This window comes from Micromonospora sp. CNZ296, assembly GCF_007827635.1.
In genome coordinates this window covers 25,097-49,266 of record NZ_VISW01000018.1, presented here as the reverse complement: position 1 = coordinate 49,266, position 24,170 = coordinate 25,097, and the positions used below count along the sequence as shown (strand labels likewise).

Below are 24,170 nucleotides of genomic sequence, written 5' to 3'. Positions count from 1 at the left end.
CGTATTGAAAGGATTAGACCGTCTGTGCCTGTTCGGTCGTTTACTGTCGTCCAGTCACGTAACGTCGTGAATAGGCGATTCGATCCTGGCACGGCGACTGGTGTTTTTAGGGGGCTTTCGTGCAGTTTCATCGGCAGACCGGCGTGTCGCGAGGGGGAGCGTGATGGACGTTCTCGGCTACCTGCGCCTGGTCCGACGCCACTGGTGGATCGTGCTGGTGACGGTGATGCTCGGTCTGGGCACCGCCGCGCTGGTGACGGTCCGGACGGCGCCTCGGTACGAGGCCTCGGTGACGTTCTTCGTCACCACGCCCAGCCAGGGGGTCACCGACGCCTACCAGGGCAGCCTCTTCCTCCAGCAGCGGGTGAAGTCCTACGGTGACCTGCTCACCAGCGACCGGCTGGCGCAGAGCGTGGTCGCCGACGCGCCGCTCGGCCTCACCGCCGACCAGGTGCGCAGCCGGATCCACACCACCGCCACGGCCGGCACGGTCCTGCTCCAGGCGACGATCACCGACACCGACCAGACCCGGGCGTTGAAGACCACCGAGACGCTCGCGACGAAGTTCACCGATCTGGTCCGCAAGGTCGAGACGCCGCCGGACGGCAAGGCCCCGCCGATCAAGATCGAGGTGGTCAGCGGTCCCCGCGTCACCTCCAACCCGGTCTCGCCGCAGCCCACCCGCAACCTGGTCCTGGGCGGTCTGCTCGGCCTGCTGCTCGGCGTCGGCCTCGCAGTGCTGCGCGGGGTGGCCGACGTCCGGATGCGCGACGGCGCCGGGCTGCAACGGGTGACCGGCAGTCCGCTGCTCGGCGAGATCCCGTACGAGACCGGCGCGCGGTCGGCGCCGCTGATCGTCGGCGACGCGGCCACCTCCGCCCGGGCCGAGGCGGTCCGCAAGCTGCGTACCAACCTGCGCTTCGTGGACGTGCACGAGCCGGCCCGGGTTATCGCGGTCACCAGCGCGTTGCAGGGCGAGGGCAAGACCACGATGGCCTGCAACACCGCCATCGCGCTGGCCGAGGCGGGCTGGCGGGTGCTGCTGATCGACGCCGACCTGCGCCGCCCCAAGGTCGCCGACTACCTCGGGCTCGACGGCGGCGTCGGCCTCACCGACGTGCTGGTCGGCGACGTCCAGGTCGGTGACGTGGTGCAGCGCTGGGGGGAGAAGTCCCTGCTGGTGCTGCCCAGCGGCGCCACCCCGCCCAACCCGAGCGAGCTGCTCGGCTCCAAGTCCATGGCGGACCTGCTGGTCGCGCTGCGGGACTCGGCGGACATCGTGGTCATCGACACCGCGCCGCTGCTGGCGGTCACCGACGGCGTGGTGGTGGCCGTGCAGGCCGACGGCGCGCTCCTGGTCACCCAGCAGGGGCGTACCTCCCGCAGCCAGGTCGCGGCGGCGGCGCACGCGCTCAGCTCGGTCTCGGTGCGCCTGCTCGGCTGCGTGCTGAACATGGCCAAGGTGGCCAAGTCGGACGCCTACCAGTACGAGGCGTACAAGGTGGTCGTGCCGCCAGCGGCGCCCTCCGTACCGGCCGACCGGGCCGGCACCCGGCGGGGCGCGAAGGCCGTGGGCGACCGGACGCAGGAACTCACCCGGCTGTCGCGATGAGTGCGAGCACGGGCCGGATCGACCGCTCGATCTCCTCGGCACAGCGCCGGAAGTCGGCGGGCGAACCGCCGATCGGGTCGCGCAGGTCCTCCGCGTCGGGGGCGGCGGGTTGCAGCCGCCCCCGGGCGCGGACCGCGGCCGACACCGCTGCCCGCAACGGCGTGCCCGCCTCCGCCTCGGCGGGGCGGGCCTCGGCCGCCAGCCGGGCGAACTGCCGCAGCGTGAACGTCCGGGTCAGCGCGGCCGGCGCCAGCGAGGTGCAGGCCGAGCGTTGCCGGCGGGTCGCGGTCAGCACCAGCGCCGCCCCGGTCAGGTGCTCGGCGCGCAGCCGGCGGGTGCGGAAGGCCGCCGGGTCCGCGCCGGTGGCCGCGGTCACCTCGACCGCGTACGGGTGCATGGCAGCACCGTCGATCGCGTCGGTCCCCGCGCTGGCCACCGCCAGCGGCAGGCCGGCCAGCATCCGGCGGGCGATGAACTCCGCCATCGGTGACCGGCACATGTTCGCGTGGCAGACGAAGAGCACCTCGTCGACCATCTGCACCCCTCTCGTCGGCACGGTCGCGACGGAGGGTGCCGCGACGGCGTTCTTCCGGCGGTCGCGGCCGGACGCAGAGGGGATGCGGGAATGGTACGCGCTGCGGTGCCCGGCCGTCCGGAAAGCCGCGCCGGGAGCGCGGTCATGAGGGTCGGCATCCTCACCTACCACTTCCCGCCGGAGCCGGCGTTCGTCCCGGGCAGCCTGGCCGAGGAGCTGGTGGCCCGGGGCCACGAGGTACGGGTGCTCACCGGCTTCCCGGACTACCCGGGCGGCCACGTCTATCCCGGCTGGCGGCAGCGCTGGCGGCACCAGACGCACAGCGAGCGGCTGACCGTGCGCCGGGTGCCCCGGTACGCCGCGGGCGACGGTTCCGCCCGTGCCCGCGCCGCGACCTGGCTCTCCTTCGCCGGCAGCGCCGCGCTCGCCGGCCGGGGCCTGCTGCGCGACGTCGACGTGCTCTACGTCTACGGCCATCCGGCGGTCACCTTCGCGGCCACCGGGCTGCTGCGGCTGCTCGGCCGTACGCCGACCGTGCTGCACGTGCAGGACGTGTGGACGGAGCGGGACGGGCGCTCGGCGCAGGACAGCGGGTGGCCGGCGCGGCTGGAGGCAGCCACCCGCCGCCTCTACCGGGAGTCGGCGGTGGTGGGTGTCGGTTCGCCGTTCATGGCGGATCTGGTCCGCGCCGGCGGGGCCGACCCGGGCCGGGTGCGCGCCGCGCCGAACTGGACCGACGAGCGGATCTTCCGGCCCACCCAGGCCGGTCCGGCCGTGCGGCGGCTGGTCCGCCGGGACGACCGCTGCGTGGTGATGCACGCCGGGACGATCGGCGCGCGCCAGGATCTGGAGACGGCGGTCCGCGCGGCGGCGGCGCTCGGCGACCGGATGGATCTGGTGCTCGTGGGTTCGGGTCCGCAGGAGCGGCGGGTGCGAGGGCTCGCCGCCGACCTCGGCGCGGACAACGTCCGGTTCCTGGAGCGACGGTCCGCGGTGGACATGCCGCAGCTCTACGCCGCCGCCGACTACCAGCTCGTGGCCCAGCGCGACCTGCCGGAGCTGCGTGGCCGGGTGCCCGGCAAGCTCCAGGCCGCGCTCTCCTGCGCCGCGCCGGTGGTCGCCTCCGCGGCGGGGGAGACGGCGGAGGTGGTGGAGCGGGCCCGCGCCGGCCTGTCCTGCCCGCCGGAGGACTGGGCGGCGCTGGCCGACCGCTTCTGGCTGGCCGCCGCCATCCCGCCGGCCGCCCGGCTCGACATGGGCAGGCGGGGACGTGACGCGTACCTGCGGGACATGTCGATGCGCGCCGGTGTGGACCGGATCGAGGCGCTGCTGCACGAGGCGGCCGAGCGACCGTCGAACCGAACAAAGTTCGCACACAGCAGTTAAATCGTCAGAGTGTCGAATAACACCTCGAACAGGCACTTTTTCATGCTAAAAAGCACTCGATCGCGAATTGTGTCTGATTCGACCGACGCATAGGGGGAATCCGTGAGCGGACCTGGTGCCACGCCCGTCCGGCGGCGCCGCTCGCGTCGGCGCCGGCGCACCCGGGTCCGCCGGATCCTGCTGACCGGGCTGGTCGTCGTGTCGGTGCTGCTCAGCGCCGGTGGCTGGGTCGCGTTCCGGGGCTGGCAGGCCCGCGCTCACCTGGTGAACGCCGCCGGGCTGGCCCGGGAACTCAGCGCCCAGGTGCTCGACGGCGACGTGGCCCGGGCCCAGCGCACGCTCGCCGCATTGCAGGAGCAGGCCGCCGCCGCGCGCGGCGAGACCGGGGATCCGGTGTGGTGGGTCGGCCAGCAGACGCCGTACGCGGGGGACAACCTCGCCGCGGTGCGGCAGATCTCGGTGGCGGTGGACGATCTGGCCCGGCTGGCGTTCCCCACGCTGCTGCGCGTCGACCTCGCCTCGCTGGTACCGAAGCAGGGCAAGCTGGATCTGGCCCGCCTGCGCGCCGTCTCGGCCGAGGTCTCCGCCGCCGACCAGGCGGTACGCCGGACCGCCGACCGGCTGCGGCAGGTGCCCACCGGTGACCTCGTGACGCAGGTACGCGACGCGGTCACCGCGCTGCGCGCCGAGCTGGACCAGCTCGGCGAGCTGACCTCGGCGGCTGACCGCGGCGCCCGGCTGCTGCCGCCGCTGCTCGGCGCGGACGGACCGCGCAGTTATCTGCTGGTCTCGCAGAACCCGGCCGAGCTGCGCGCCACCGGTGGCATGTTCGGCGCGTACGCCGTCCTGCGCGCCGAGGGTGGGCGGATCCGCCTCGTGAAGCAGGGCAGCTCGTCGGACCTGCGCTTCTTCGACCCGCCACTCAAGGTCGACGCGGAGGCGAAGCGGCTCTGGGGCGAGCTGCCGGGCATCTATCCGGCGGACGTGAACCTCAACCCGGACTTCCCGGCCGCCGCCGCGCTCTACCGGGACATGGTGCGCCGCCGGACCGGCACCACTGTGGACGGGGTCCTGGCGGTCGACCCGGTGGTCCTGTCGTACCTGCTCGGCGTCGTGGGTCCGGTGAACGTGCCGGACGGGCCGTCGCTGGGCGCCGCCACCGCCGTACGGACGCTCCTCAGTGACTCGTACCGGGACCTGGACACGAAGGACCAGGACGAGTACTTCACCAAGGCCGCCTCGGGCGTCTTCGACACCCTGTTCACCAAGACGGTCGACCCGCGCGCACTTTTGACCGTTTTTACCCGTTCAATCAATGAACGTCGGATATTGTTCTGGAGTGTCCGATCTGAGGAGCAACGCGCACTGGCCGGCAGCCGACTGGCCGGTCAGCTCCCGGAGAAGGACTCCGTGCCGACCGTCGGCGTGTTCCTCAACGACGGCAGCGGCGCGAAGCTCGGCTACTACCTCAGGTTCTCGGCCACCGTGACGGTCGGCGAATGCCACCCGGACGGGCGCCGTGAGCTGCGGCTGCGGGTCACGGTGCACTCCACCGCCCCGAAGTCGGGCCTGAGCAAGTCGGTCACCGGGCTTGCTCTGGCCGGCGACAAGTACACCGCACGCACCTTCGTCTCCGTCCACACGCCCACCGGCGGCGCCGTGCTCACCGGCCGGCTGGACGGGCGGGACACCGCGATGGGCAGTGGCACCCACGGCCGCCGCCAGGTTGCGGTGGCGAACGTGGAGACGCGCCCGGGGCAGACCCGGACGCTCGACGTCACGGTGCTCACCGGCAAGACCGGCGCCGGGACGGCCGAGCTGGTGCACACGCCCACCGTCACCCCATGGACCACCCAAGTAGTCAACGCACCAAGCTGTGAACAGTAGGAGGGAAACCATCATGCGGCTATCCCGCATCATCATGGCGCTCACGGTGGGCCTGGCCGTAGCGGCCGTGCCGACCGCGGCCGGGGCGGCGCAGCCGCAGCCCCCGGTCTACCCGCCCGAGGTCGCGTCGCTGACCGTCTCACCGACCACCATCCGGCTCGGCGAGACGTTCACCCTGCGGGGTTCGAACTTCGCGCCGAACGAGTCGGTGCGGATCGACGTGGCGATCTCGGGCCTGCCCGCGGCCGCCCCGGCCGAGGGGACCGCGCGGCGCAGCGACGGCAGCACGGTGGCGATGGCGCCTGTCGCCTACACGCCCAACCGTGCCCAGCCGCAGCCGGCGCCGACCACGTTCACCGTGACGGCCGACGCCAGCGGCAACTTCACCGTCACCTACCGGCCGACCCGGCCGGGCCGGTACACGTTCACCGCCACCGGTCTGACGTCCGGACGGATCGCCAGCGCCACCGGCACCGTCCTGCCGCCGCGGCCGACCCGGCCGCCGCACAAGGGTGGACTGCCGGTCACCGGTGACAGCATCGGCACGCCGCTGAAGCTCGGTGGTGGCCTCGCCGCCGCCGGTGCGGTGCTGCTCCTGGCCTCCATGGCCTGGCGCCGCCGTCGCCTCGGCTGATCCGAGGCGCGCCGGGGACGACCCGGCTCGATCGTGAGTGCCCGCCGGACCCGGTCCGGCGGGCACTCACGTGTCCGGCCGACACGACACAATGAGCCATGGACGCGACACCGTGGACCGACCAGGCCGGCCTGCTCACGCTGCCCGGGGGCGCCACCGTGCGCGGACGCCGGGTCGCCGAGTCCGGTTCGCCCGCCGACTTCGCCCTGCTGCTGGCGCCCGGTCCCGAGCCGGAATGGCCGGTCCGGCGGGTCCGCTGGCCCGACTTCTGGATCCCGGCCGACCGCGCCGACGCCCTCGACGCGCTGCGGGAGGCGTGGCGGCGCGCATACGCGGGGGAGCGGGTCGAGGTGGCCTGTCACGGCGGCGTCGGGCGCACCGGCACCGCACTCGCCGCGCTCGCCGTGCTGGACGGGCTGCCGCCCGCGCGGGCAGTGGCCTGGGTCCGCTCCCACTACCACCGGCGCGCGGTGGAGACGCCGTGGCAGCGGTGGTGGCTGCGCGGCGTGCGCTGACATCCCGGCCGGTCACCCACCGGGAGCGTCCGGTCGGCGCGGCGTCACGACACCGGTGAGCCGTCCCGACCTGATCATCGGGCTCGGTAGGGTGCCTTCTCATGAGAGCCCGGGCCCTGGCCGCCGCCACCGCCGTCACCCTGCTCGCCGCCGGGACGGCCGCCCCGGCCGCCGCCGCCCCGGCCACCACACCCGCCGCCCCGGTAGCCGCCCCTGGCGCCGCTCCCGTGCCCTGCCCGCGCCTGCCCGCCCCGAAGGTCAGCCGGCCGCCCCGCCCGGCACCGCCGGCCACGACGCCCGAACAGGCGGCGGTGGGCGGCGAGGCGCTGGCCGGCGCCGGGCTGGTCGTGCCACCGGGCAGCCCCGCGCCCCCGGCGGTCACCGCCACCACCTGGCTCGTGGCGGACCTGGACACCGGCGAGGTCCTCGGCGCGTGCGGCGCACACGTCCCCGGCACCCCGGCCAGCACCCAGAAACTGCTGCTGGCAGCCACCATGCTGAGCCGGCTGGACCCGAAGCACGTCGCCGTCGCCACCCGCGCCGACCTGGACATCGAGCCGGGCAGCTCGGCCGTCGGCCTGCTCGTCGGCGGCCGCTACAGCGTGGAGACGCTGTGGCTGGGCCTGCTGCTCCAGTCCGGCAACGACGCCGCGAACATGCTGGCCCGCCTCGGCGCCGGCAGCGCGCAGGCAGGCGTAGCCGAGATGAACGAGCAGGCCCGCCGGCTCGGCGCCGGGCAGACGCACGCGGTCACGCCGTCCGGCCTGGACGGTCCCGGCCAGTTCACCAGCGCGTACGACCTGGCGCTCATCGCGCGGGCCTGCTTCGCCGACGCCGCGTTCCGCCGGTACGCGCTCACCGAGCGCACGCAGATCCCGGCCCAGCCCGCGCTGAAGAAGGGCGGGTTCCAGATCCAGAACGAGAACCAGCTCATCTACCGCTATCCCGGCGCGCTCGGCGGCAAGACCGGCTTCACCGAGCTGGCCCGGCACAGCTACGTCGGCGCCGCGCAGCGGGACGGACGCCGCCTCGTGGTGACGCTGCTCGGCGCCGAGGCCCGCCCGGTACGCGGCTGGCAGCAGGGCGCCCAGCTGCTCGACTGGGCCTTCCGGCTGCCCCGGGACGCCTCGGTCGGCCGGCTGGTCGAGCCGGGTGAGCGGGACGCCGAGGCGGCGGAGCCCCGGCAGGCGGCGGCCGCCGAACCGAGACGTACCGCCTCCCCGCCGTGGCGGGGACCGGCCGGGACGGCGCTGCACCGCATCGGCGACGGGGACTGGCGGGTGATCGTGCCGGTCGCCGGTCTGCTGGCCCTCACCGTCGGCGGGGTGGCGGCGGTGCTCGCCGCCCGCCGCGGCCGATCCCGCCGCCGCGGACGCCGCCGCGCCTGACCCGGTCACCGGCGCCCCGGGCGGGGTCGCGTGGACACCGGTTCCGTGGGTATGCGCCCGGCATGGAGCACCCGGGCCGGATCGTGGTGGTCTCGGCGGACATCGGCGCCGGACACGACCGGGCTGCCGACGAGCTGGCGCACCGGCTGCGTGCGCGGGGCTTCGCGGTGGACCGGCTGAACCTCCTGCACCTGCTGCCCCACCCGGTCCACCGGGCGGTACGCGAGACGTACCGGGGCGTGCTGCACCGGCTTCCCTGGGGCTACCACGCGCTGTTCCGGCTGACCGGCAGCTCGCAGACCGCCGTACGCGCGATCCGCGCACTGCTGCGGCCGTTCCGACGTCACCTGCGCCGCTGCATCCCGCCCGACACGCGGGCCGTGGTCACCACGTATCCGTTCGCCAACCAGCTCCTCGGCCCGCTGCGGCGCCGCGGGCGGCTCCGTGTTCCGGTGATCACCTATGTGACCGATTTCGTGGTGCACCCGACCTGGCTCGCGCCGGGCGTCGACGTGTACTGCGCGGTCCGCCACGCCGAGACGCACCAGGCCTCCGCCGCCGACGTCACCGCGGTGCAGCCGCTGGTGTCCCGCGCCTTCACCCGCACCGGCCCGGAGGACCGGCGGCGGGCCCGGCAGCGGTTCGGTCTCCCGGCCGAGGGTGTGCTCGCGCTCGTCGTCGCGGGCTCCTGGGGCACCGGCGAGGTGGCGGCCACGGTGGCCGAGGTCGCCGCCGCGGGCGTCCGGCCGGTCGTGGTGTGCGGGCACAACGCGGCGCTGCGCCACCGGCTGCGCGGCGCCGGCCGGCACGTGCTGGGCTGGGTCGACGACATGCCGGCGCTGATGCGCGCCGTCGACGTCATGGTGGAGAACGCCGGTGGGCTGACCTGCCAGGAGGCGCTGGCGGCCGGGCTGCCGGTGGTCACGTACCGGCCCATCGCCGGGCACGGACGCGCGAACGCCGCGATCCTGGCCCGCGCCGGCCTGAGCCGGTGGGCTGCCACACCGCAGCAACTCGGGCCGGTGCTCGCGGCGGTGATCGGGACCGGACCGGTGGCCCCGTCCCGCGACGACGTGTCCCAGGACCCGGCCGGCCTGGTCGCCGAGGCGGCACGCCGGGCACCGCCCGCGGGCCCGGCCGGTACACGTCGCCCCCTGCTGGACCCGGTCGGCGACGCGGTCGCCGTCCTCGCCGCGCTGCTCCAGTCCACCGGCGGGCTGCGATGAGAGCCGCCACCCTCGCCCGGGCCGCCGCGCTCGCGCTGCCGGCGGTGCAGGCGGCGCCGGTGGTGACGGCCCTGCCCGCCGTACGGCGGCTGCTGCTGCCCGGCCTGCACGGGCTCGGGGCGCCCGACCGGGTCGCGCTGACCTTCGACGACGGCCCGGACCCGGAGTCCACCGGCCACGTCCTGGACGTGCTGGCGGCGCACCGGGTCCGCGCCACGTTCTTCGTGCTCGGCGCGATGCTGCGGCGCCACCCGGCGCTGGGTCGCCGGGTGGTCGGCGACGGCCACGAGATGGCCGTGCACGGCTGGACGCACGACAACCTGCTGCTGCGCGGCCCGGCTCGCACGGTTCGCGATCTGACCCGCGCGTACGACCTGGTCACCGACGTGACCGGTCGTCCGCCCCGGTTCCTGCGACCGCCGTACGGCGTGCTCACCACCGCCGCGCTCGTGGCCGCCCGGCGGCTGCGCCTGCGGCCGGTGCTGTGGAGCTGCTGGGGCCGGGACTGGACCGCCACGGCCACCGCCGGCACCGTCGCACGCACCGTCCTGGCCGGGCTGGACGGGGGCGGCACGATCCTGCTGCACGACTCCTCCCGTACCGCCGCACCGGGCGCCTGGCGGGCCGGTCTCGCCGCGCTTCCGCGCGTGCTGGCCGAGTGTCGCCGGCGCGGATGGCACGTCGGCCCGCTCGCCGGCCACGGGCTCCGCGCGCGCTGATCCGCGAGCGGGCGGCGGAGCCTACCGCGCGCCCGCGGCGCCGGAACGCGAATCCCGGAGCCGGTGACCCGTTCGGGTCGGCGTGGCTAGCGTCCGGGTCATGAGGACCTGGGGACCCTTCGTGGCGCTGGCCGCCGCCCTGCTGCTGCCGGTGCCGGCGACACCGGCCGTGGCCGCCGTCCGCTCGCCCGTACGCCGGCTGCCCGCCGCGCCGCCCTGCCCGAACGTGCCGGCCCCGTCGACCCGGCCGCCGCAGCCGCCGCCGGCGCCCGACCCGGCCGCGCGGGCCGTCGGCGGCGCCGCGCTCGACACCGCCGGCCTGGTCGTCCCGCCCGCGTCGAGCGCGCCGCCTGCGGTGACAGCCACCTCCTGGGTGGTCGCCGACCTGGACAGCGGCGCGGTGCTCGGCGGCTGCGGCCCGCACGAGTACGGCGTACCGGCGAGCGTGCAGAAGCTGCTGCTGGCCGCCACCATGCTGCCCCGGCTGGACCCGCACCGGGAGGTGACGGTGACCGCCGGGGACCTGGCTGTCGAACCGGGCAGCTCGGCGGTCGGGCTGGTGGAGGGCGGGCGCTACCAGATCGAGACGATCTGGCTCGGCCTGCTGCTGCGTTCCGGCAACGAGGCGGCCAACGCGCTCGCCCGCCTCGGCGGCGGCCCGGACGGGCTGGCCGGCGGGGTGCGGGCGATGAACGAGGAGGCGCACCGCCTGGGCGCCCGGCAGACGCACGCGGTCACCCCGTCCGGGCTGGACGGACCGGGGCAGTTCACCAGCGCGTACGACCTGGCGCTGATCGCGCGGGCGTGCTTCGCCGACCCGGCGTTCCGCAGGTACGCCGCCACCCGGATCGCGCAGATCCCGGCCCAGCCGGCGCAGCGGGCGAAGGGGTTCGCGATCTCCAACGACAACATGCTGCTGGACCACTATCCGGGCGCGCTCGGCGGCAAGACCGGCTTCACCGACCTGGCCCGGCACACGTACGTCGGCGCGGCCGAGCGCGGCGGGCGGCGTCTCGTGGTCACGCTGCTCGGCGCCGAGGTGACCACGCAGCGGGGCTGGCAGCAGGGCGCGGCGCTGCTGGACTGGGGGTTCGCGCAGCCCCGCGACGCCGCGGTGGGACGGCTGGTCGAGCCGGGGGAGCTGGACCGGCCGGCGCCACCGGCGGGCGGGGCGGCCTCGGCGCTGGCCGGGCAGGCCGGTCTGCGGGGCGGCGGGGCGGCACCCGGGCCGCGTCCCGGTACGGGCGTGACTGTGGCGGTGGGCGCGGTGCTGACGGCCGGGGGAGCGCTGCTGCTGGCCCGGCGTCGCCGTAACGCCGCCGCCGTCGCCTTGTCGGCCGGGTCGGCTCTACGGGAGCCGGAAATTCCGGAACAGGACTGAAAGGAGCGGCCCGGATCAGCGGTAGGCGGGCCCCGCTGTGCTGTCCCGCACCACGAGTTCGGTGGCCAGCTCGACCCGGGGCGAGTCGATCTCCTCGCCCTGGGCCAGCCGCAGCACCGTACGCGCGGCGAGCCGGCCCATCTCCACCAGCGGCTGGCGCACCGTGGTCAGCGGCGGTGAGGCCCACCGCGCCTCGGGCAGGTCGTCGAAGCCCACCACGCTCACGTCGTCGCAGACCCGCAGCCCGCGGCGGCGCACCGCCTCGTACACGCCGAAGGCCATCTGGTCGCTGGCGGCGAAGATGGCCGTCGGCGGGTCGTCCAGGTCGAGCAGCGCGCCACCGGCGGTGAACCCGGAGGCGTGGTAGAAGTCGCCGGGCTGCACCAGCCGGTCGTCGGCGGCGACTCCGGCGGCGGCCAGCGCGGCCCGGTAGCCGTCCAGCCGGGCCCGGCTGCACAGCAGGTGCGGCGGGCCGGCCACGAAACCGATCCGGCGGTGGCCGAGCTTGAGCAGGTGCTCGGTGGCGGCCAGGCCGCCGGTCCAGTTGGTGGCGCCGATCGCCGGCACGTCCGTGGCGGCCACGCCGGCCGCCGGGTCGACCACCACCACCGGCACGTTGAGGCGCCGCAACTGGGCCTGCACGGCCGGGCTCAGGTGCGAGGTCACCACGATCACGCCGTCGGACGCGCGGGCGCGCAGGTTGTGCAGCCACTGCCGGGTGGAGCTGGACTCGCGGTGGATCGCCGAGACGACGGTGCCCACCCCGGCGGCGTGGCTGACGTCCTCCACGCCGCGGATGATCTCCACCGCCCACGGGCTGTCCAGGTCGTTGAAGACCAGGTCGACCAGGTCCGCCCGGCGCACGGTACGGCTGCCGCGGCGGCGGTAGCCGTGGTGGCGCAGCAGCTCCTCGACCCGTTCCCGGGTGTCCGGCGCGACGTCGGACCGCCCGTTGAGCACGCGCGACACGGTCGGGACCGAGACGCCGGCCTCCCGTGCGATCGCGGTGATGGTCACCCTGCGCTCGTCGTCCGCGCTCACCCGTGTTCCCTTCGCCGGCTGCCGGAACCGACCGGTAGACCGTCCCGCCCCACGCACATCTTGCCGTACGCCGAGGGCTTGACGACAGGCCGGACCGGCCCTAGCGTTCGCACGAGTTGCGGAAACGTTCCGGAAATGCGCCCGTCATCTTCCGACGGCTCGCCGTCCACCCCCGACGAACGACGAGGAAAACCGAGGCGTGTTCACCGACCTGACCGAGGCCGAACTCCGCACCTACCGCAGCGACCTGCACGAGCCTCCGGACTTCGACGCCTTCTGGGCTGACACTCTGGCACAGGCGCGCTCCTGCGGCGACCCCGTGACGGCGACGCCGCTGCCCACGCCGCTGACCGCTGTCGACGTCTTCGACGTCACCTTCCCCGGCTTCGCCGGACAGCCGATCCGCGCCTGGCTGCGGGTGCCGCGCGGCGCGACGGAGCCGCTGCCCACGATCGTGCAGTACGTCGGGTACGGCGGCGGGCGCGGCCACGCGCTGGAGAACCTGCTCTGGTCCGCGGCCGGCTTCGCGCACCTCCAGATGGACACGCGCGGCCAGGGCTCGGGGTGGAGCCGGGGCGACACACCCGACGTCGCCGCCGCCGGACCGCAGGCGCCGGGCATGGCCACCCGGGGCATCGAGGACCCGAACAAGTACTACTACCGGCGCTTCCTCACCGACGCGGTCCGCGCCGTGGACGCCGCGTGCGAGCTGCCCGCTGTCGACCCGGACCGGCTCGCCGTACTCGGTCACAGTCAGGGCGGCGCCGCCGCGCTCGCCGCCGCCGCGCTGGCCCCGCGGGTCCGCGCGGCTGTCGCGCACGTGCCGTTCCTCTGCGACATCCCACGCGCGATCACGATCACCGACGCCACGCCGTACCGGGAGATCCGCGACTACCTCGCCGTGCACCGCGACCGCGAGGAGCAGGCGCTGCGCACGCTCGGCTACGTCGACGCCGTCGCGTTCGCCCGCCGCGCCACAGTGCCGGCCCGGTTCTCCGTCGCGCTGATGGACGAGATCACGCCGCCGTCCACCGTCTACGCCGCCTACCACGACTACCGGGGCGACAAGGATCTGACGGTGTGGCGGTTCAACGGCCACGAGGCGGGCGGCATCGACGACGACGCCGCCGCCGTCGACTTCCTGCGTACCGTGCTGGGCGGCTGACCACCGGTTCCGCCGATGCCGGCCCGCCCGGGCTGGTAGACACGGCGGATGGGCACCGGCATGCGCGCGACGGCGGTCCTGGCCGTCGCGGCCGCGCTGCTCGCCGCCTGCCAGCGGCCCGCGCCGTCCCCGTCGCCGTCCGCGCCGCCCTCACCCACCCCGACCGGCCCCCGGGCCCCGGCGGACGTCGTGGACCTCACCACCGTCGACCCCACCGTCCGGACCGACATCCGGTACGCGGGCGCGTGCAAGTGAAACTGACAGTCTGACGACAAGCATCCTGAGCAGGGAAGATAGATCCCCATGACTTATGAAGATCAGGAACTGCTCATACTGTGTGCCACACACCATTAGCAGGGCTGCTCCACAAGCCCTGTAGCCCTGAAACCCTTACAGGACAACGGTTATAGCGCATGAGCGCTGTCTGAGAGCTACCTCAGTACGGTTGCTGCCTGGTGCCTGGGGAGGCACGGCCCGGAAGGGCATGACGTGATCTTCTGCAACCAGCATGACCAGGCCGTTACCGGCTACCAAATCACAACCCAATACGCCGAGATAAACGGCAGGCTTGTTAGGAGCTATGAGGAAATCAGCTTCCCTTGCGGCTGCTCTTTCCCGTTCGCTCAGCTCACCTCAGAAGAGATTGTAGAAGAGACTCCGGACGGAACAAGCCTGGTAGAGCTAACCGTGACTGACATTGCCGGTGAGCCTGTCATGTCATGGATTGAGCCGAGAGAGTCGGCAGAAGTCTTCTAATCGAACAGCAATCAAGCCGAGAAGGGCTGCCCGAATGGGTGGCCCTTTTCTTGTGCCCAAATACAGGAGAGGAAAGGTATGGCAAGAAAGCCAAAGGATCTGGTTGTGCCAGAGGGTTACAAGTGGTGTGGTTATAGGGAGCACTTAGAGAAGGTAGAGAACTTTGCAAGAAACCGAGATACCGGGGACGGATTAGGTTCCAGATGTAAACCGTGCCACAGGGATGCTGTCAGGCAATCAGATGAGAAGCTAGCTAGCGGAGAACGAGTTAAGAGGGTTCGGAAGGTTCGACCAGCAGACATTCCGGCTGGTTATGACTGGTGCTTCTACTCTGACCACATCGTTCCCGTGTCCTGCATGAGTCTCAACAGTAGTAGAGCATCCGGTACCGGCAACGTATGTCTTAGCTGTAAGACCGATCAGAACTATCAGCGAAAGTACGGCATTAGTAAGGCTGAGTTTGAAGCCATGCTTGCCGCACAAGGGGGTACCTGTGCAATCTGCAACACCAATACACCTACGGGGGTCAACTGGCACGTAGACCACTGTCACGAAACAGGAGCGGTGAGAGGAATTCTCTGCCATGCATGCAATACGGGAATTGGAGCTTTGCAGGACTCCCTGGAAATCCTCAGGTCTGCAATCGCATACCTAGAGAAGTATTCAACCAACAGAAACCCATGCCCTAGCAGCCTGAAAGGATTAAAACCCTAAGGGTTTGCGGCATAGAAAGAAGGTAAGACTATGAAGAGATGGCCGAAGTTGCAGGCAGAGAAGGAAAGCGTATGGATGATGAGGAACGGTAATCGTCCATCATCAGACTTCATCCGATCGGAGATCGATGGTTTCCCTGTACTGCTGGATAAGGCGACAGACACAATCACGATTCTCTGTGTGCCAGAGGATGAAGAAGAGTAGGCGTCTGCCTAGGAGCTATTTAGAGGGCTTTCAGAGCCTCTGTAACGAGAGAACAGACCGGGGTGTAGGGATTACCTACCCCCGGCTTTTTTCGTGCCTCTGTCGTTATGGCTTCTTGCCTGTAATGAAGTAGCCGACACCCTGCCTACCTTCTACCTCACCGGAAACCATCAAACGCTCTAGTGCACGGCGAGCTGTCCCTACAGAACAGTCGAACTGATCCGCGATTTCAGGCAGTGAAGGAAGCTTGTCACCGGTTTTCAACTGACCGGACTCAACACTTGAGCGGATTGAATTAATGATCCGGCGGTAAGCCGGTACGTATCCCTCCATACGGAAATTAGATCACTCCCTATATCCGGCACTGTCCGCAATGTCTCTTGTGTCAACACTGCTCACTCTGTCAACACTGCTACTAGGGTGGCGTCTGTCAGGGCAGGGACCACACGGAGGGGTGAGGGCTAGTGAAGCTGAGAGGGCTTCTAAACCGGCTGAGAGGGCTTCTGCGCCGTCAACAGCACCAAGAGGTGCCCGAGGCAGGCCCGGCTACCTACTACCCGCACAGAGGCGGTGCAACGGCTGGACGACGGATCTTCGATGAGCCGACACAGATCATCCGCACAACCCCTCTACTCACGCCTGCTGCGGAGTGGAGAGCTAGCCATGCGTTCCGCCGGAACGGGGGAGGGGAGCAGCCCTGATGAAGATGGATCTAGAGAAGCTAGACACCGTTCTAGTCGGCACAGGGCCGACAACCCTCGTTCTTCACGCTCACGGCGTAGCAATCGGGTACGTGCTTCTGACGCCTGAATTCGTTCTTCTGGTTCGGATTGACGGAAGCCAGATCATCAAAACCACCGAGGATCATCTAGACATCTGGCTAGAGAGACTTTCTGCTGATATCGGTAAGCCGGTGGAGATATGGGGGTAACCCGATAGCTGGATAAAAGCACAAAAAAAAGAACCCTCTCCCTAGAGAACCTTGGATTAGGCACGAAGCTTTTTCCTTGGAACTTTAGAGAGAGGGTCTTTTTTATATGGGTGTTTTGCTAACGAAACCTCAGGAGAGAGGTTTAGCGAACCGAAGGTTCTTAGAAGCCTACGGCTTAGCTACCAACTGAATCGTTGTCTACTAGAAGAGAGAACGGAGAGCGAGCGGAAGCAACAGTGCTGTTGTGCGTAGCAGGGTTGGCTACGACAAAACCAACACGCATTACGAAACGACCAACAGTCGAGTCTTGCTGCATCGCATTGAAGACAACCTTACCGTCATCATCGGTAATAACCGCATCGGTGTGAAGAGTGAAGGTCATGTCGGTACGGATACCAACAATCGCGTTGCTCCAATCCCCACCAATCGCCTTTACCTCTGGATTCCATGCGCCGTTAGTGCTCTCTACGAACTCAAGACCAGTAGAACCAGCAAGATTCGTGTAGACAGGCTCACCGGCAGAAGTTCGCTGAGAAGCAAGCTTCCAACGGAACCCAGGCTCAGTTGCGACCTGGCGTAGCTGGAAACCGTCGTTAGCTAGCTGTAGACCCATCTGAGCGATGTCATACTCAATATCAGTCTTGCCAGTGCCACCCTGTCCTAGCTCAACATAGTTGCCCGCTGCCGCTGCCTGCTGGTAAACAGACTGGCTCCAAGATGCAGGCTTGTTTACGCCCCATAGTGCTGCCTGGTCGATAGCGCGACCCATAGCCTGAGACATAAGCGGCTGTAGCTCCGACCAAATCGGAACGGTTGAATCCTGAATGAAGTCATCAGGTACAACCACAAGAGCGGCGAGAGGTTCTGCCGTGATTACGGCGTCTGACCACTGCGCCTTAGTAGTCTGCTTCATTCCAGTATCCCCGTTGACCCAATATGCATCTGGTAGAACGCTAAGAACTGGCTGACGGTAGCTCCGGCTCGGCATACGAACCTTACGGGCAAGCTGTAGAACAACAGACTCACCATTAGCGGCAGAAATTACCTGTGCGGCAACCTGCTCCGGTACTTCAATTGCGCCGTTATCTGAACGGCTAAGAATATCATTGTAACTTGGCATAATAGTAAACTTTCTGTGTGAATTGGTTGAATGAAAAAACGCCATGCGGCGATACGATCGAAGATCGCTAGAAAGGCGTTGCCTTTCGTATGCGCATAGCGCACCAATCCACCTGGGATATCTTCGTTAGCCGCTAACTCCGTTAGCCCTTAGGGCAATAGCAGAGCTATTGCGGCATATGCATCTGACTACCTCCGGGGTAGCTATTAGCCGAAGAACTTTGGTTTGCCTTAAACAGGATGGGTTGACTGATCCAAAAGACCCGTCTGCCTATGGGCGTAAAACCGCGAACGTTCGTTCGCCTGAAAGGCAATTGAAGATTGCGGTAAATGGGAGTCGCCAGGACTCCCTAACGGTCATAAGACCTAGAGGCAACTGTGTTGCCGACCCCTCTGCATTAGAGGGAAGCTTGATTTATCGCCATTACTTAGAGTGCGGCCGGCTGGAACGCACAGTAATTAGCGATTAGAGAGTGGAATTGCTTACAGGTAAGAACTTGGTAGGTCGATCCAGTCCAGATCATCAAACTTGCAAAAGTCATCGCTCGCTTCTGCCACTTGCACGCGAGTTACGCCTTCTAGGCGTCCATGAACCTTTGCGTTAGCCATTGGTCCGGTAAAGATATCGATAGTCTCATCATTAAAAGTCTTGTCGTCTACCTGCAACGCCGCTAACGGCTTAGCCGTATCGGCACAACGAAAGTAGATAGTCCTCATGAGTTCTTCTTTCTGTAGGGCTTACGTGTCGGAACGTATGGCGTTCCGTTCATGGTGTTGACCAGAGCAGTAACAGCCTTGTCAACAATCCTCCGCTCGTAAGATGCATTAGCAGGCTTCTCGCCTAGCGCATACTGCTTATAGATTGCCGCGCGATAGCGCAGAGGTAGCTGTCTAAAGGCAGCCTTGATATCGGCTGCCATATCCATAGCGTCAGAGCCTCTTAGAAGTGATTCGTAGTCATACGGGATATCGGACTCATCCAGCGGTCCCGAGAAGACGGAATCAAGTAACCCTGCAACCTCAGACTTCCGATAGAAATACTGATCCTGGGAGTGCAACAGCTCTGCTCTCTGCTCATCGCAGATCATATGGCAAATCTTTCTAGCCATGCCTACCGGATTGCCGATCGAATCCATTACGTCCTGAGACTCTTCTAGAATCGGCTTTAGCTGAAAGAAGACAGCATCAAAATCCAGTCCTGAATAATCGGCAATCACATTAGACGTGATCTTATGGGCGTCTAGCGGGCTTTGCCCTAAAGGATCTGCGATCCGAGACACCATTACTTCACCTCCTGATATTGCCGGATTGGTTAGCCTGAAAAGAGGCTTTTAGGACATGAATTGCACCGCACGGCCCGTTATCTCTAGGCCGTACGCAAAAGGAATTCCAGCCCCTCCACCGCTCGGGAAGAAAGCGCTAGGGGGTTGCCCCCCTATACCCATACACATGCAGGCATAGGAATAACTCCGAAGAAATACACACGCACATACTCAGCCACGCAATAAAGGATGAACATTCTTTGTGCTGAACGCTCATGCAATGAGACATATAAACGAGAGATCATCAGACGTGTCTTGTTTATTGTCTAATGAATTCGCCACTATATGCGTAACTCATTAGCTCTACATAATTAGTCTTTGTGTTTATCTGTGATCTTCTGCGGATAGCCTCAGACAGCCTCAGGGCTGCGAGGTAGACCAGGACCAGGGAGCAGAGCGCTACGGCCGTTAGAAACGCTCTGAGGCACGCTAGCCGTACGTGCTAGGCGTGGTGGTTGGTGTGTGGTCTGGTTGTGCGTCAGCACCAGGGGGAGGGTTTGCCGCTAGGCGGGGCAGATTCGAGCATTCCCCTCTACGTAGTCACCGGATGCGTTGGAACGCAACACATCTTTACTGGCGTTGCCCTGAACTACAGGAGGCGGTTTTGCTGGATCTGCTCAGGACTAGGAACAGGCCCGGGGAGAGGAACCTTTGGAGCGCTCATAGCCAACCCCCAGGAATAAGAGAGTTAGCAAACAGCGTGACCTGTAAAAAGTCAGCTTCATAAACGTTCGGCGAGATTTCCTCGCCATGCTCTGCGCAGTAACTGCGCAGTTCTTCAAGGTATGAAGGGGAGTTGGTTACGGGAGTCGAGAGGAAGTAATCACTCTCGTGTAACCCGTTGTCTCTATAGGTTGACTTGAGAATGTCAGTCATCTCATCAACCCCACACGTACCGATAGCAACCCTTCCGCCATTGCCCTTTAGAACATATAGACGTCTGAGGTAATTATCGGTTCCCCTCTCGGGAGTCTGGTACGGACCGATTCTGTCGTGCATTTCAAACCCCCTTTTAGGGATTAGGGATTAGGTGGACCGCAACAGCAGAGCTGTTGTCCCGTAGGGACGAACCACAGTGGTTCGCGGGGAAAGGGAGGGGATGAGAAAGGGCCGGGCTGCCGCTCCGACCCAATCCCCATGAGAGGAACTATCTACATAGCCCCACAAACCGCCGGGCTTATCGGCGGAAACTTAAAGGGGGGTTGGTGAAAGGAAAAGAAAACCAACCCCCGTTGTGTTACGAGAAAATACCCTAGGAGTGGAACGATTAACCTCGTTCACATCTGTATTACTAGCCTCCAACAGATCAGAGGACGGAGGGAACCCATTCCTTTTGGGGTACCCCGGGAAGCCTGTTGCCGTAGCTGTCCCACGGGTTAGCTCCGAACATCTGGCATGGAACTAGCCGACGGTAGAAGGTGTGAAGGGCAATCATGTCAACGCACCAGCGATTAGGCCCGGCGGACGGGCCGGAAGTAGCGCGATAACCATGCTCCTGTGCTACGGCTTCTAATCGGCGTAAAGCCTCGGAAGCCTGAGCTTCCGGTAAGTCATCGGTATAGATGCGTCTAGGACGAGTAGAAGAGACTTCGTTACGGACACGATCAACCACACTTGCGAGGTTGTCTGTAACGCCGATCTCGGCGTGTCCTGGGATTAGTTCGATAGCGTAAACAATCATGGTGGGTTTCCTTGTTAGCTGTTTGTCGGTCCGCATATACAAGGGACCGTAGTTTTCGGAACTCAGGACATATGCCTATACGGCACTAAGAATATGAACGATCGTTAAGGCCGAAACACACTCTTAGGCACAGCCAAAGCTGTGCAGGTATCGGCAGAAGAAAGGGAAGGGATTCCGGCAGAGTGAAACGACAGACGGAATACCAGGGCAGGGCAAGCCCTGCCTTTATCGGCACTTGAATTTCAGAACTAGAATCCTGCGACCGCAGGGAGCATTATCCCTAAGAACTTTCGTAAGAAAGAATCAGTAATTCTTAGCGTGTCTTCCTGAGAAGACACTTCTAGTAAAACCATCTTCTAGTAAAACCATCTAAGAATTAACTTATGATCTTAATTCTCTATTCAATCCGACTGTTTTTAAGGAGGATTGAACTAGACGCCTCTAATTTTTGGAAAGAGGCGTCTTTCTAGGTGGAGCGGAGTAGAACGAAGCTCCACTATTACAAGGGACCGTACAAACTCAGAAGTAGGACACATGGGGTCTGGTCTGTAGGGATGTCCTAGCTTCCCAGAAGGTAACCCGCCTTCTATTAGGTGAAGGGACCGAACAGGAGATGCCGTAAGGATGTGACGCTAGTCACAGTCATGGCCTAGGGCTCTAGGCAAGTTATTACTTCATACGTGGGAGGCGGGAAAAGCCTCCCGTCATACAACCCAACATCAGCCGGAATCCTCAGAGGGTTTCCGGCTTTTTCTATGCAGAAAATCTAGGAGAGAAAAGATGAGTGAAGAAGAAACCAGGGATACGACTCCATGCGGAGTCGGCCAGGAATACAGGACGTGTGAAGGATGCAGGGAAAGCTTCGGAGCTTTCCTGTTCCATGAGGATTCCCCGCTTTGCTACCTGTGTATGCCGCTACACCTATTAGACGAGATCATTGGAGAGAGTAATGCAGTTTACTTATGACACGATCGTTTCCGGTGAACCCATCGGGGATTTCATTAGCCGACAGGCAGAGTTAGAGATTCGGAAGTATGAGTTATCTGATGAAGACAGGGACTCGATTACTTGGATTGTTAGAGAAGACCTCTTAACCCATGTGGAGAGGAACCCTCTCTATTGGAATGCCGATGATCTGATTGCACATCACGAGAAGGAAGCCGAGAAGTCCGGCGACAGGGAAAGTTACGTCAGCCGGTATCCAGACTTCACCTATCACTATCGAGCGCTTGACTTCTTAAACCGCCGGATTAAGTCAGCCGTTAAGAAAGAGGTTGATGCTCTCAGAGAGAGAACCGATAGTCATCTGTCGTATGTCAGAGAACAGCTCGAAGCATGGCCGAACGTAAGCCCGATGATCCTGCGAGCGTTAGCCGATAACCGGATGCAGAAAAAGGCATCAGAGCTAAACGTTTTGCTACAGGTCTACCGTGATGGAATCCCGCTAGACGACATCAAGCGGGGAAGGCAGTATCTTTCGGAAGGGCAGAAGACCCTAGCGGCAATTCTGAAGAACCCTAGGTTTTCTGATGCCGAATACTCGCATCTGATGATGCACAGGGATCATGTGATTCCGGGCTACGTAGCCAATGCCTCTGGCTATGAGCAGAAGCTTTATTCGGAACTTCACGAGCACTGCTACGGATATCCGGCAACGATGATGCAGTTTGAATCTCCCGTTCATGTTCGGAAGATTGGTGACCCTGCTCCTGGCGCTGCCGACCTAGCCCCGAGGTTGGTTGGTTCTCTGGCACCAGGGCTTGACCCCCTCTGTGTGATTGAGGTAGCCAGAGACAGCCTAGGAGAGTCGGAGAGTGTCTAGGGGATACAGGACTACCCGGAAGGGTTGTGGGGCTGTCAGAGAGGCTTACAGGGCCGTTTAAGGGCATGCCCTGTGCATGCCTTCTCCCATGCGCTGATTCCTGTTCCAAGATCCACTACACAGAGTTTTGCCGGCCAGTACCCTACGTGTTGATCTTGCGTCTATCGCCTGGTCCTGGCGTACGGGGCATGCTCCCTAGTGCACGCTCATAGCGGCATGAGAGACAGCAGGAGTAATCCCGTTCGGTTCTGCTGCTGTCCGCATAGGGGTACTGATAGACGTGAAGGGTTAGCCCACAATCGGAGCACTTCCGATAGCGGTTATCGAATGGCTCTACTAGCCGACTCGTCGTATCTAATTCTTTCATAATTCCTCCTAAGAGTTGACGGGTAATTCATCCCGGAATTAGAAGGCTAGGAAGAATCAGAGGATGAGGACAAGGAAAAGCCCCGGACATTGCCGGGGCATTCTCCGATTATTCGGGTAGTTATTTCCTGCCTCTGATCCTCTCTTCAATTTCCTCATCAAAGAACATGTGAAGGGCTAGCGGCCCTGCAATGTCGGTAATCCCCTGAGAAGCAGGACGCATAAGCTTGACGCTAGAAAGCATCTGATATTTTTCTGCCTCATCTTTCGGCTTACCGGCATATGCGATTACTTCTGCCTTGATAAGAAGTGCCCTTCTTTCTTGGAGAGAAGCATTAGTGAAAAGTTCTTTGTAGCTCTTTCCGGTAGGAACATAGTTCCACCCGGCAGGCTTAGACGGCTTGGTAAGAAGTTCCTTTCTCCTGCTAATCAGATTGCCTAGCCGATCCTCATAGCCCTGGTCGTCACCTTCGTAAAACCCGAGATCCCTTTCCCGACGAACACCAGCAATAGCCCTGTCAACCTGTGCTAGCTCTTGGCTGTAATCCTCCCCAGGGACATAACGCTTTTCCATCACCTCTAGGTGACCGAAGGTAGAAACGACTCCCTGCAAGATTCTCTGCTCTAGAAGCTCAGAGTTGATACCGGGAGTGCACTTGTCTTTGCCGGTTTTGGTTGCGCAGTAGTAATAGGCAGAGACTTTACCCGTATCGTCTTTCCATTCCCTGCGATAGAAGTTCGCTCCGCATTTGATGCACTTGGCAACACCTAGCAGAGGATTAGCGTCATGCCTTCTAGGTGCCGTAGCCAAACCCCTACGGTCTAGGGCAGCCTGTAGGCGGTCGAAATCTTCATAGGTAATCAGCGGTTCGCCCCTGAGTACCGGCAAACCCTTGCTGTCACGTACGACTCTTCTAACCCGCTTACCGTTCTCGTCTTTGATCTGCTTGCCATCTTCATCCTTGGCAAAGTATTCAGTCTCGCCGAGAAGATTCCTGCTCCGCAGAATGTCATTCGTGAGGGCTGACGCTCCCCAGGTGATCGGCTTACCGTTGCTGCCGATTTTCTGAACAGGCTTACCCGCACGCATGGAGGAATGCTGCTTAGGTGTCAGGATTCCTCGGGACGTGAAGTCCCGACAGATTGCCTCGGAAGTCTCACCATCGATAACTCTTCTGACAGCCTCTTTTATGACTTCTGAACTAACGGGATCATGAGCCAGGATGAACCCTTCTCCGTCAGGATTCCGTACCTTCATGTAGCCGAACGGAATAGGGCCACCCTTATAGCGACCAACACTCCGGAGATAATCAGATGCGCTTTTATTGCGCTCTGAAATGGCAATCCATTCTAGTTCCGCAGCAAACGCGAGGAATTGCAGGATGAGGTTTGTAATGGGATCACGCTTGCGGAAGTCAAGCGCAAGGGAACCGCCCGGACCGGAAGCAAAGATGAGAACCTTCTTATTCTCGACTGCAAACGTAGCCAGTCGGTTAAGGTCCATCATGTTTCGGATAGCGCGGTCTAGTTTCGCCCATGCGATAGCGTCATAAGAACTAATCTTCTCCGGATCATTCAGATACGGTCCCAACCCCGGACGAGAGAAGGGATCGACCGTACCGGCTGAGACGTCCATGTCTTCTGCCGTATAAACAATCTGACCGGAGTAATCGGGAAGGATTTTTTTGATGTCTTCTCTCTGCCTCGGGAACGAGGTGGACTCTTCCCGCTGTCGGCTCAGTCTCAGCGCTTCCAAAACCCTCATG

Annotated in this window: 22 protein-coding genes; 14 read left to right on the top strand and 8 right to left on the bottom strand. The window is 64.9% G+C overall.

All coding sequences use genetic code 11. The features are described 5' to 3' along the window. Positions 1-163 precede the first annotated feature (163 nt). A complete protein-coding gene (locus tag FB455_RS26135) occupies positions 164-1,612 on the top strand; it encodes a tyrosine-protein kinase domain-containing protein (protein ID WP_013286555.1) in 1,449 nt (482 codons plus the stop codon). Here the strand turns inward: FB455_RS26135 and FB455_RS26130 are convergent. Then, the gene (locus FB455_RS26130; protein ID WP_013286554.1) at positions 1,593-2,147 is read right to left on the bottom strand and encodes an arsenate reductase/protein-tyrosine-phosphatase family protein; all 555 of its coding nucleotides are present in this window, start codon (positions 2,145-2,147) and stop codon (positions 1,593-1,595) included. The two genes, FB455_RS26135 and FB455_RS26130, sit on opposite strands and share 20 nt — an antisense overlap. A gap of 144 nt (positions 2,148-2,291) precedes the next feature. Here FB455_RS26130 and FB455_RS26125 point away from each other — a divergent pair, with 144 nt between their 5' ends. From FB455_RS26125 to FB455_RS26090, 8 genes are all read left to right on the top strand, one after another. Continuing rightward, positions 2,292-3,533: a glycosyltransferase family 4 protein gene (locus tag FB455_RS26125; RefSeq protein ID WP_013286553.1), complete on the top strand. Its 1,242-nt coding sequence runs from the start codon at positions 2,292-2,294 to the stop codon at positions 3,531-3,533. 102 nt (positions 3,534-3,635) lie between these two features. Beyond that, complete coding sequence (locus FB455_RS26120; RefSeq protein ID WP_013286552.1) at positions 3,636-5,420, top strand: DUF4012 domain-containing protein; 1,785 nt, start codon at positions 3,636-3,638, stop codon at positions 5,418-5,420. A 13-nt stretch (positions 5,421-5,433) separates the two neighbouring features. Beyond that, positions 5,434-6,054 (top strand): hypothetical protein, encoded by a 621-nt coding sequence (locus FB455_RS26115; protein ID WP_013286551.1) that lies wholly within the window; start codon positions 5,434-5,436, stop codon positions 6,052-6,054. 98 nt (positions 6,055-6,152) lie between these two features. After that, positions 6,153-6,569 (top strand): protein-tyrosine phosphatase family protein, encoded by a 417-nt coding sequence (locus tag FB455_RS26110; RefSeq protein ID WP_030272514.1) that lies wholly within the window; start codon positions 6,153-6,155, stop codon positions 6,567-6,569. A gap of 101 nt (positions 6,570-6,670) precedes the next feature. After that, positions 6,671-7,957, top strand: coding sequence for a D-alanyl-D-alanine carboxypeptidase family protein (locus FB455_RS26105; protein WP_030272512.1), 1,287 nt, complete (start codon positions 6,671-6,673; stop codon positions 7,955-7,957). 62 nt (positions 7,958-8,019) lie between these two features. Continuing rightward, positions 8,020-9,183: an MGDG synthase family glycosyltransferase gene (locus tag FB455_RS26100; RefSeq protein ID WP_013286548.1), complete on the top strand. Its 1,164-nt coding sequence runs from the start codon at positions 8,020-8,022 to the stop codon at positions 9,181-9,183. Continuing rightward, positions 9,180-9,902: a polysaccharide deacetylase family protein gene (locus FB455_RS26095; protein ID WP_013286547.1), complete on the top strand. Its 723-nt coding sequence runs from the start codon at positions 9,180-9,182 to the stop codon at positions 9,900-9,902. The genes FB455_RS26100 and FB455_RS26095 overlap by 4 nt, the downstream gene beginning before the upstream one ends. A 100-nt stretch (positions 9,903-10,002) precedes the next feature. After that, entirely contained in the window at positions 10,003-11,283 is a 1,281-nt protein-coding gene (locus FB455_RS26090) for a D-alanyl-D-alanine carboxypeptidase family protein (protein WP_013286546.1), read from the top strand. 15 nt (positions 11,284-11,298) lie between these two features. On the opposite strand, the gene FB455_RS26085 is transcribed toward FB455_RS26090, so the two are convergent. Then, on the bottom strand, positions 11,299-12,324 hold the full coding sequence (locus FB455_RS26085) for a LacI family DNA-binding transcriptional regulator (RefSeq protein WP_013286545.1): 1,026 nt from the start codon (positions 12,322-12,324) through the stop codon (positions 11,299-11,301). Positions 12,325-12,523: 199 nt separating this feature from the next. On the opposite strand from FB455_RS26085, the gene FB455_RS26080 reads away from it, so the two are divergent. From FB455_RS26080 to FB455_RS26070, 3 genes are all read left to right on the top strand, one after another. Continuing rightward, complete coding sequence (locus FB455_RS26080; protein ID WP_013286544.1) at positions 12,524-13,489, top strand: acetylxylan esterase; 966 nt, start codon at positions 12,524-12,526, stop codon at positions 13,487-13,489. 48 nt (positions 13,490-13,537) lie between these two features. Next, on the top strand, positions 13,538-13,744 hold the full coding sequence (locus FB455_RS26075) for a hypothetical protein (RefSeq protein ID WP_486481574.1): 207 nt from the start codon (positions 13,538-13,540) through the stop codon (positions 13,742-13,744). Positions 13,745-14,323: 579 nt separating this feature from the next. Then, a complete protein-coding gene (locus tag FB455_RS26070) occupies positions 14,324-14,959 on the top strand; it encodes an endonuclease VII domain-containing protein (protein ID WP_145755139.1) in 636 nt (211 codons plus the stop codon). A 309-nt stretch (positions 14,960-15,268) separates the two neighbouring features. Here FB455_RS26070 and FB455_RS26065 read toward each other — a convergent pair whose 3' ends face one another. Next, the gene (locus FB455_RS26065; protein WP_145755138.1) at positions 15,269-15,496 is read right to left on the bottom strand and encodes a GntR family transcriptional regulator; all 228 of its coding nucleotides are present in this window, start codon (positions 15,494-15,496) and stop codon (positions 15,269-15,271) included. Positions 15,497-15,863: 367 nt separating this feature from the next. Between FB455_RS26065 and FB455_RS26055 the strand changes: the two genes are divergently transcribed. Beyond that, on the top strand, positions 15,864-16,094 hold the full coding sequence (locus tag FB455_RS26055; RefSeq protein WP_145755137.1) for a hypothetical protein: 231 nt from the start codon (positions 15,864-15,866) through the stop codon (positions 16,092-16,094). A 175-nt stretch (positions 16,095-16,269) separates the two neighbouring features. Here FB455_RS26055 and FB455_RS26050 read toward each other — a convergent pair whose 3' ends face one another. The 4 genes from FB455_RS26050 to FB455_RS26035 all read right to left on the bottom strand — a co-directional run bounded on the left by FB455_RS26050 (position 16,270) and on the right by FB455_RS26035 (position 19,411). Continuing rightward, a complete protein-coding gene (locus FB455_RS26050) occupies positions 16,270-17,259 on the bottom strand; it encodes a phage major capsid protein (RefSeq protein ID WP_145755136.1) in 990 nt (329 codons plus the stop codon). Between the two features lie 437 nt (positions 17,260-17,696). Then, a complete protein-coding gene (locus FB455_RS26045) occupies positions 17,697-17,930 on the bottom strand; it encodes a hypothetical protein (protein WP_145755135.1) in 234 nt (77 codons plus the stop codon). Further along, the gene (locus FB455_RS26040) at positions 17,927-18,496 is read right to left on the bottom strand and encodes a hypothetical protein (protein ID WP_145755134.1); all 570 of its coding nucleotides are present in this window, start codon (positions 18,494-18,496) and stop codon (positions 17,927-17,929) included. Before FB455_RS26040 ends, FB455_RS26045 begins: the two co-directional genes overlap by 4 nt. Before the next feature lie 699 nt (positions 18,497-19,195). After that, positions 19,196-19,411, bottom strand: coding sequence for a hypothetical protein (locus FB455_RS26035; RefSeq protein ID WP_145755133.1), 216 nt, complete (start codon positions 19,409-19,411; stop codon positions 19,196-19,198). Positions 19,412-21,165: 1,754 nt separating this feature from the next. Here FB455_RS26035 and FB455_RS26030 point away from each other — a divergent pair. Beyond that, positions 21,166-22,038, top strand: coding sequence for a hypothetical protein (locus FB455_RS26030; protein WP_145755132.1), 873 nt, complete (start codon positions 21,166-21,168; stop codon positions 22,036-22,038). A gap of 487 nt (positions 22,039-22,525) precedes the next feature. On the opposite strand, the gene FB455_RS26025 is transcribed toward FB455_RS26030, so the two are convergent. Then, complete coding sequence (locus FB455_RS26025; RefSeq protein ID WP_145755131.1) at positions 22,526-24,169, bottom strand: recombinase family protein; 1,644 nt, start codon at positions 24,167-24,169, stop codon at positions 22,526-22,528. Between the last annotated feature and the right edge of the window lies 1 nt (position 24,170).

Coding starts and splice junctions, on each gene's coding strand:
- FB455_RS26135 (WP_013286555.1), top strand. CDS start 164: ATGGACGTTCTCGGCTACCTGCGCCTGGTCCGACGCCACTGGTGGATC.
- FB455_RS26130 (WP_013286554.1), bottom strand. CDS start 2,147: ATGGTCGACGAGGTGCTCTTCGTCTGCCACGCGAACATGTGCCGGTCA.
- FB455_RS26125 (WP_013286553.1), top strand. CDS start 2,292: ATGAGGGTCGGCATCCTCACCTACCACTTCCCGCCGGAGCCGGCGTTC.
- FB455_RS26115 (WP_013286551.1), top strand. CDS start 5,434: ATGCGGCTATCCCGCATCATCATGGCGCTCACGGTGGGCCTGGCCGTA.
- FB455_RS26110 (WP_030272514.1), top strand. CDS start 6,153: ATGGACGCGACACCGTGGACCGACCAGGCCGGCCTGCTCACGCTGCCC.
- FB455_RS26105 (WP_030272512.1), top strand. CDS start 6,671: ATGAGAGCCCGGGCCCTGGCCGCCGCCACCGCCGTCACCCTGCTCGCC.
- FB455_RS26100 (WP_013286548.1), top strand. CDS start 8,020: ATGGAGCACCCGGGCCGGATCGTGGTGGTCTCGGCGGACATCGGCGCC.
- FB455_RS26095 (WP_013286547.1), top strand. CDS start 9,180: ATGAGAGCCGCCACCCTCGCCCGGGCCGCCGCGCTCGCGCTGCCGGCG.
- FB455_RS26090 (WP_013286546.1), top strand. CDS start 10,003: ATGAGGACCTGGGGACCCTTCGTGGCGCTGGCCGCCGCCCTGCTGCTG.
- FB455_RS26075 (WP_486481574.1), top strand. CDS start 13,538: ATGGGCACCGGCATGCGCGCGACGGCGGTCCTGGCCGTCGCGGCCGCG.
- FB455_RS26070 (WP_145755139.1), top strand. CDS start 14,324: ATGGCAAGAAAGCCAAAGGATCTGGTTGTGCCAGAGGGTTACAAGTGG.
- FB455_RS26065 (WP_145755138.1), bottom strand. CDS start 15,496: ATGGAGGGATACGTACCGGCTTACCGCCGGATCATTAATTCAATCCGC.
- FB455_RS26055 (WP_145755137.1), top strand. CDS start 15,864: ATGAAGATGGATCTAGAGAAGCTAGACACCGTTCTAGTCGGCACAGGG.
- FB455_RS26050 (WP_145755136.1), bottom strand. CDS start 17,259: ATGGCGTTTTTTCATTCAACCAATTCACACAGAAAGTTTACTATTATG.
- FB455_RS26045 (WP_145755135.1), bottom strand. CDS start 17,930: ATGAGGACTATCTACTTTCGTTGTGCCGATACGGCTAAGCCGTTAGCG.
- FB455_RS26040 (WP_145755134.1), bottom strand. CDS start 18,496: ATGGTGTCTCGGATCGCAGATCCTTTAGGGCAAAGCCCGCTAGACGCC.
- FB455_RS26035 (WP_145755133.1), bottom strand. CDS start 19,411: ATGACTGACATTCTCAAGTCAACCTATAGAGACAACGGGTTACACGAG.
- FB455_RS26030 (WP_145755132.1), top strand. CDS start 21,166: ATGCAGTTTACTTATGACACGATCGTTTCCGGTGAACCCATCGGGGAT.
- FB455_RS26025 (WP_145755131.1), bottom strand. CDS start 24,169: ATGAGGGTTTTGGAAGCGCTGAGACTGAGCCGACAGCGGGAAGAGTCC.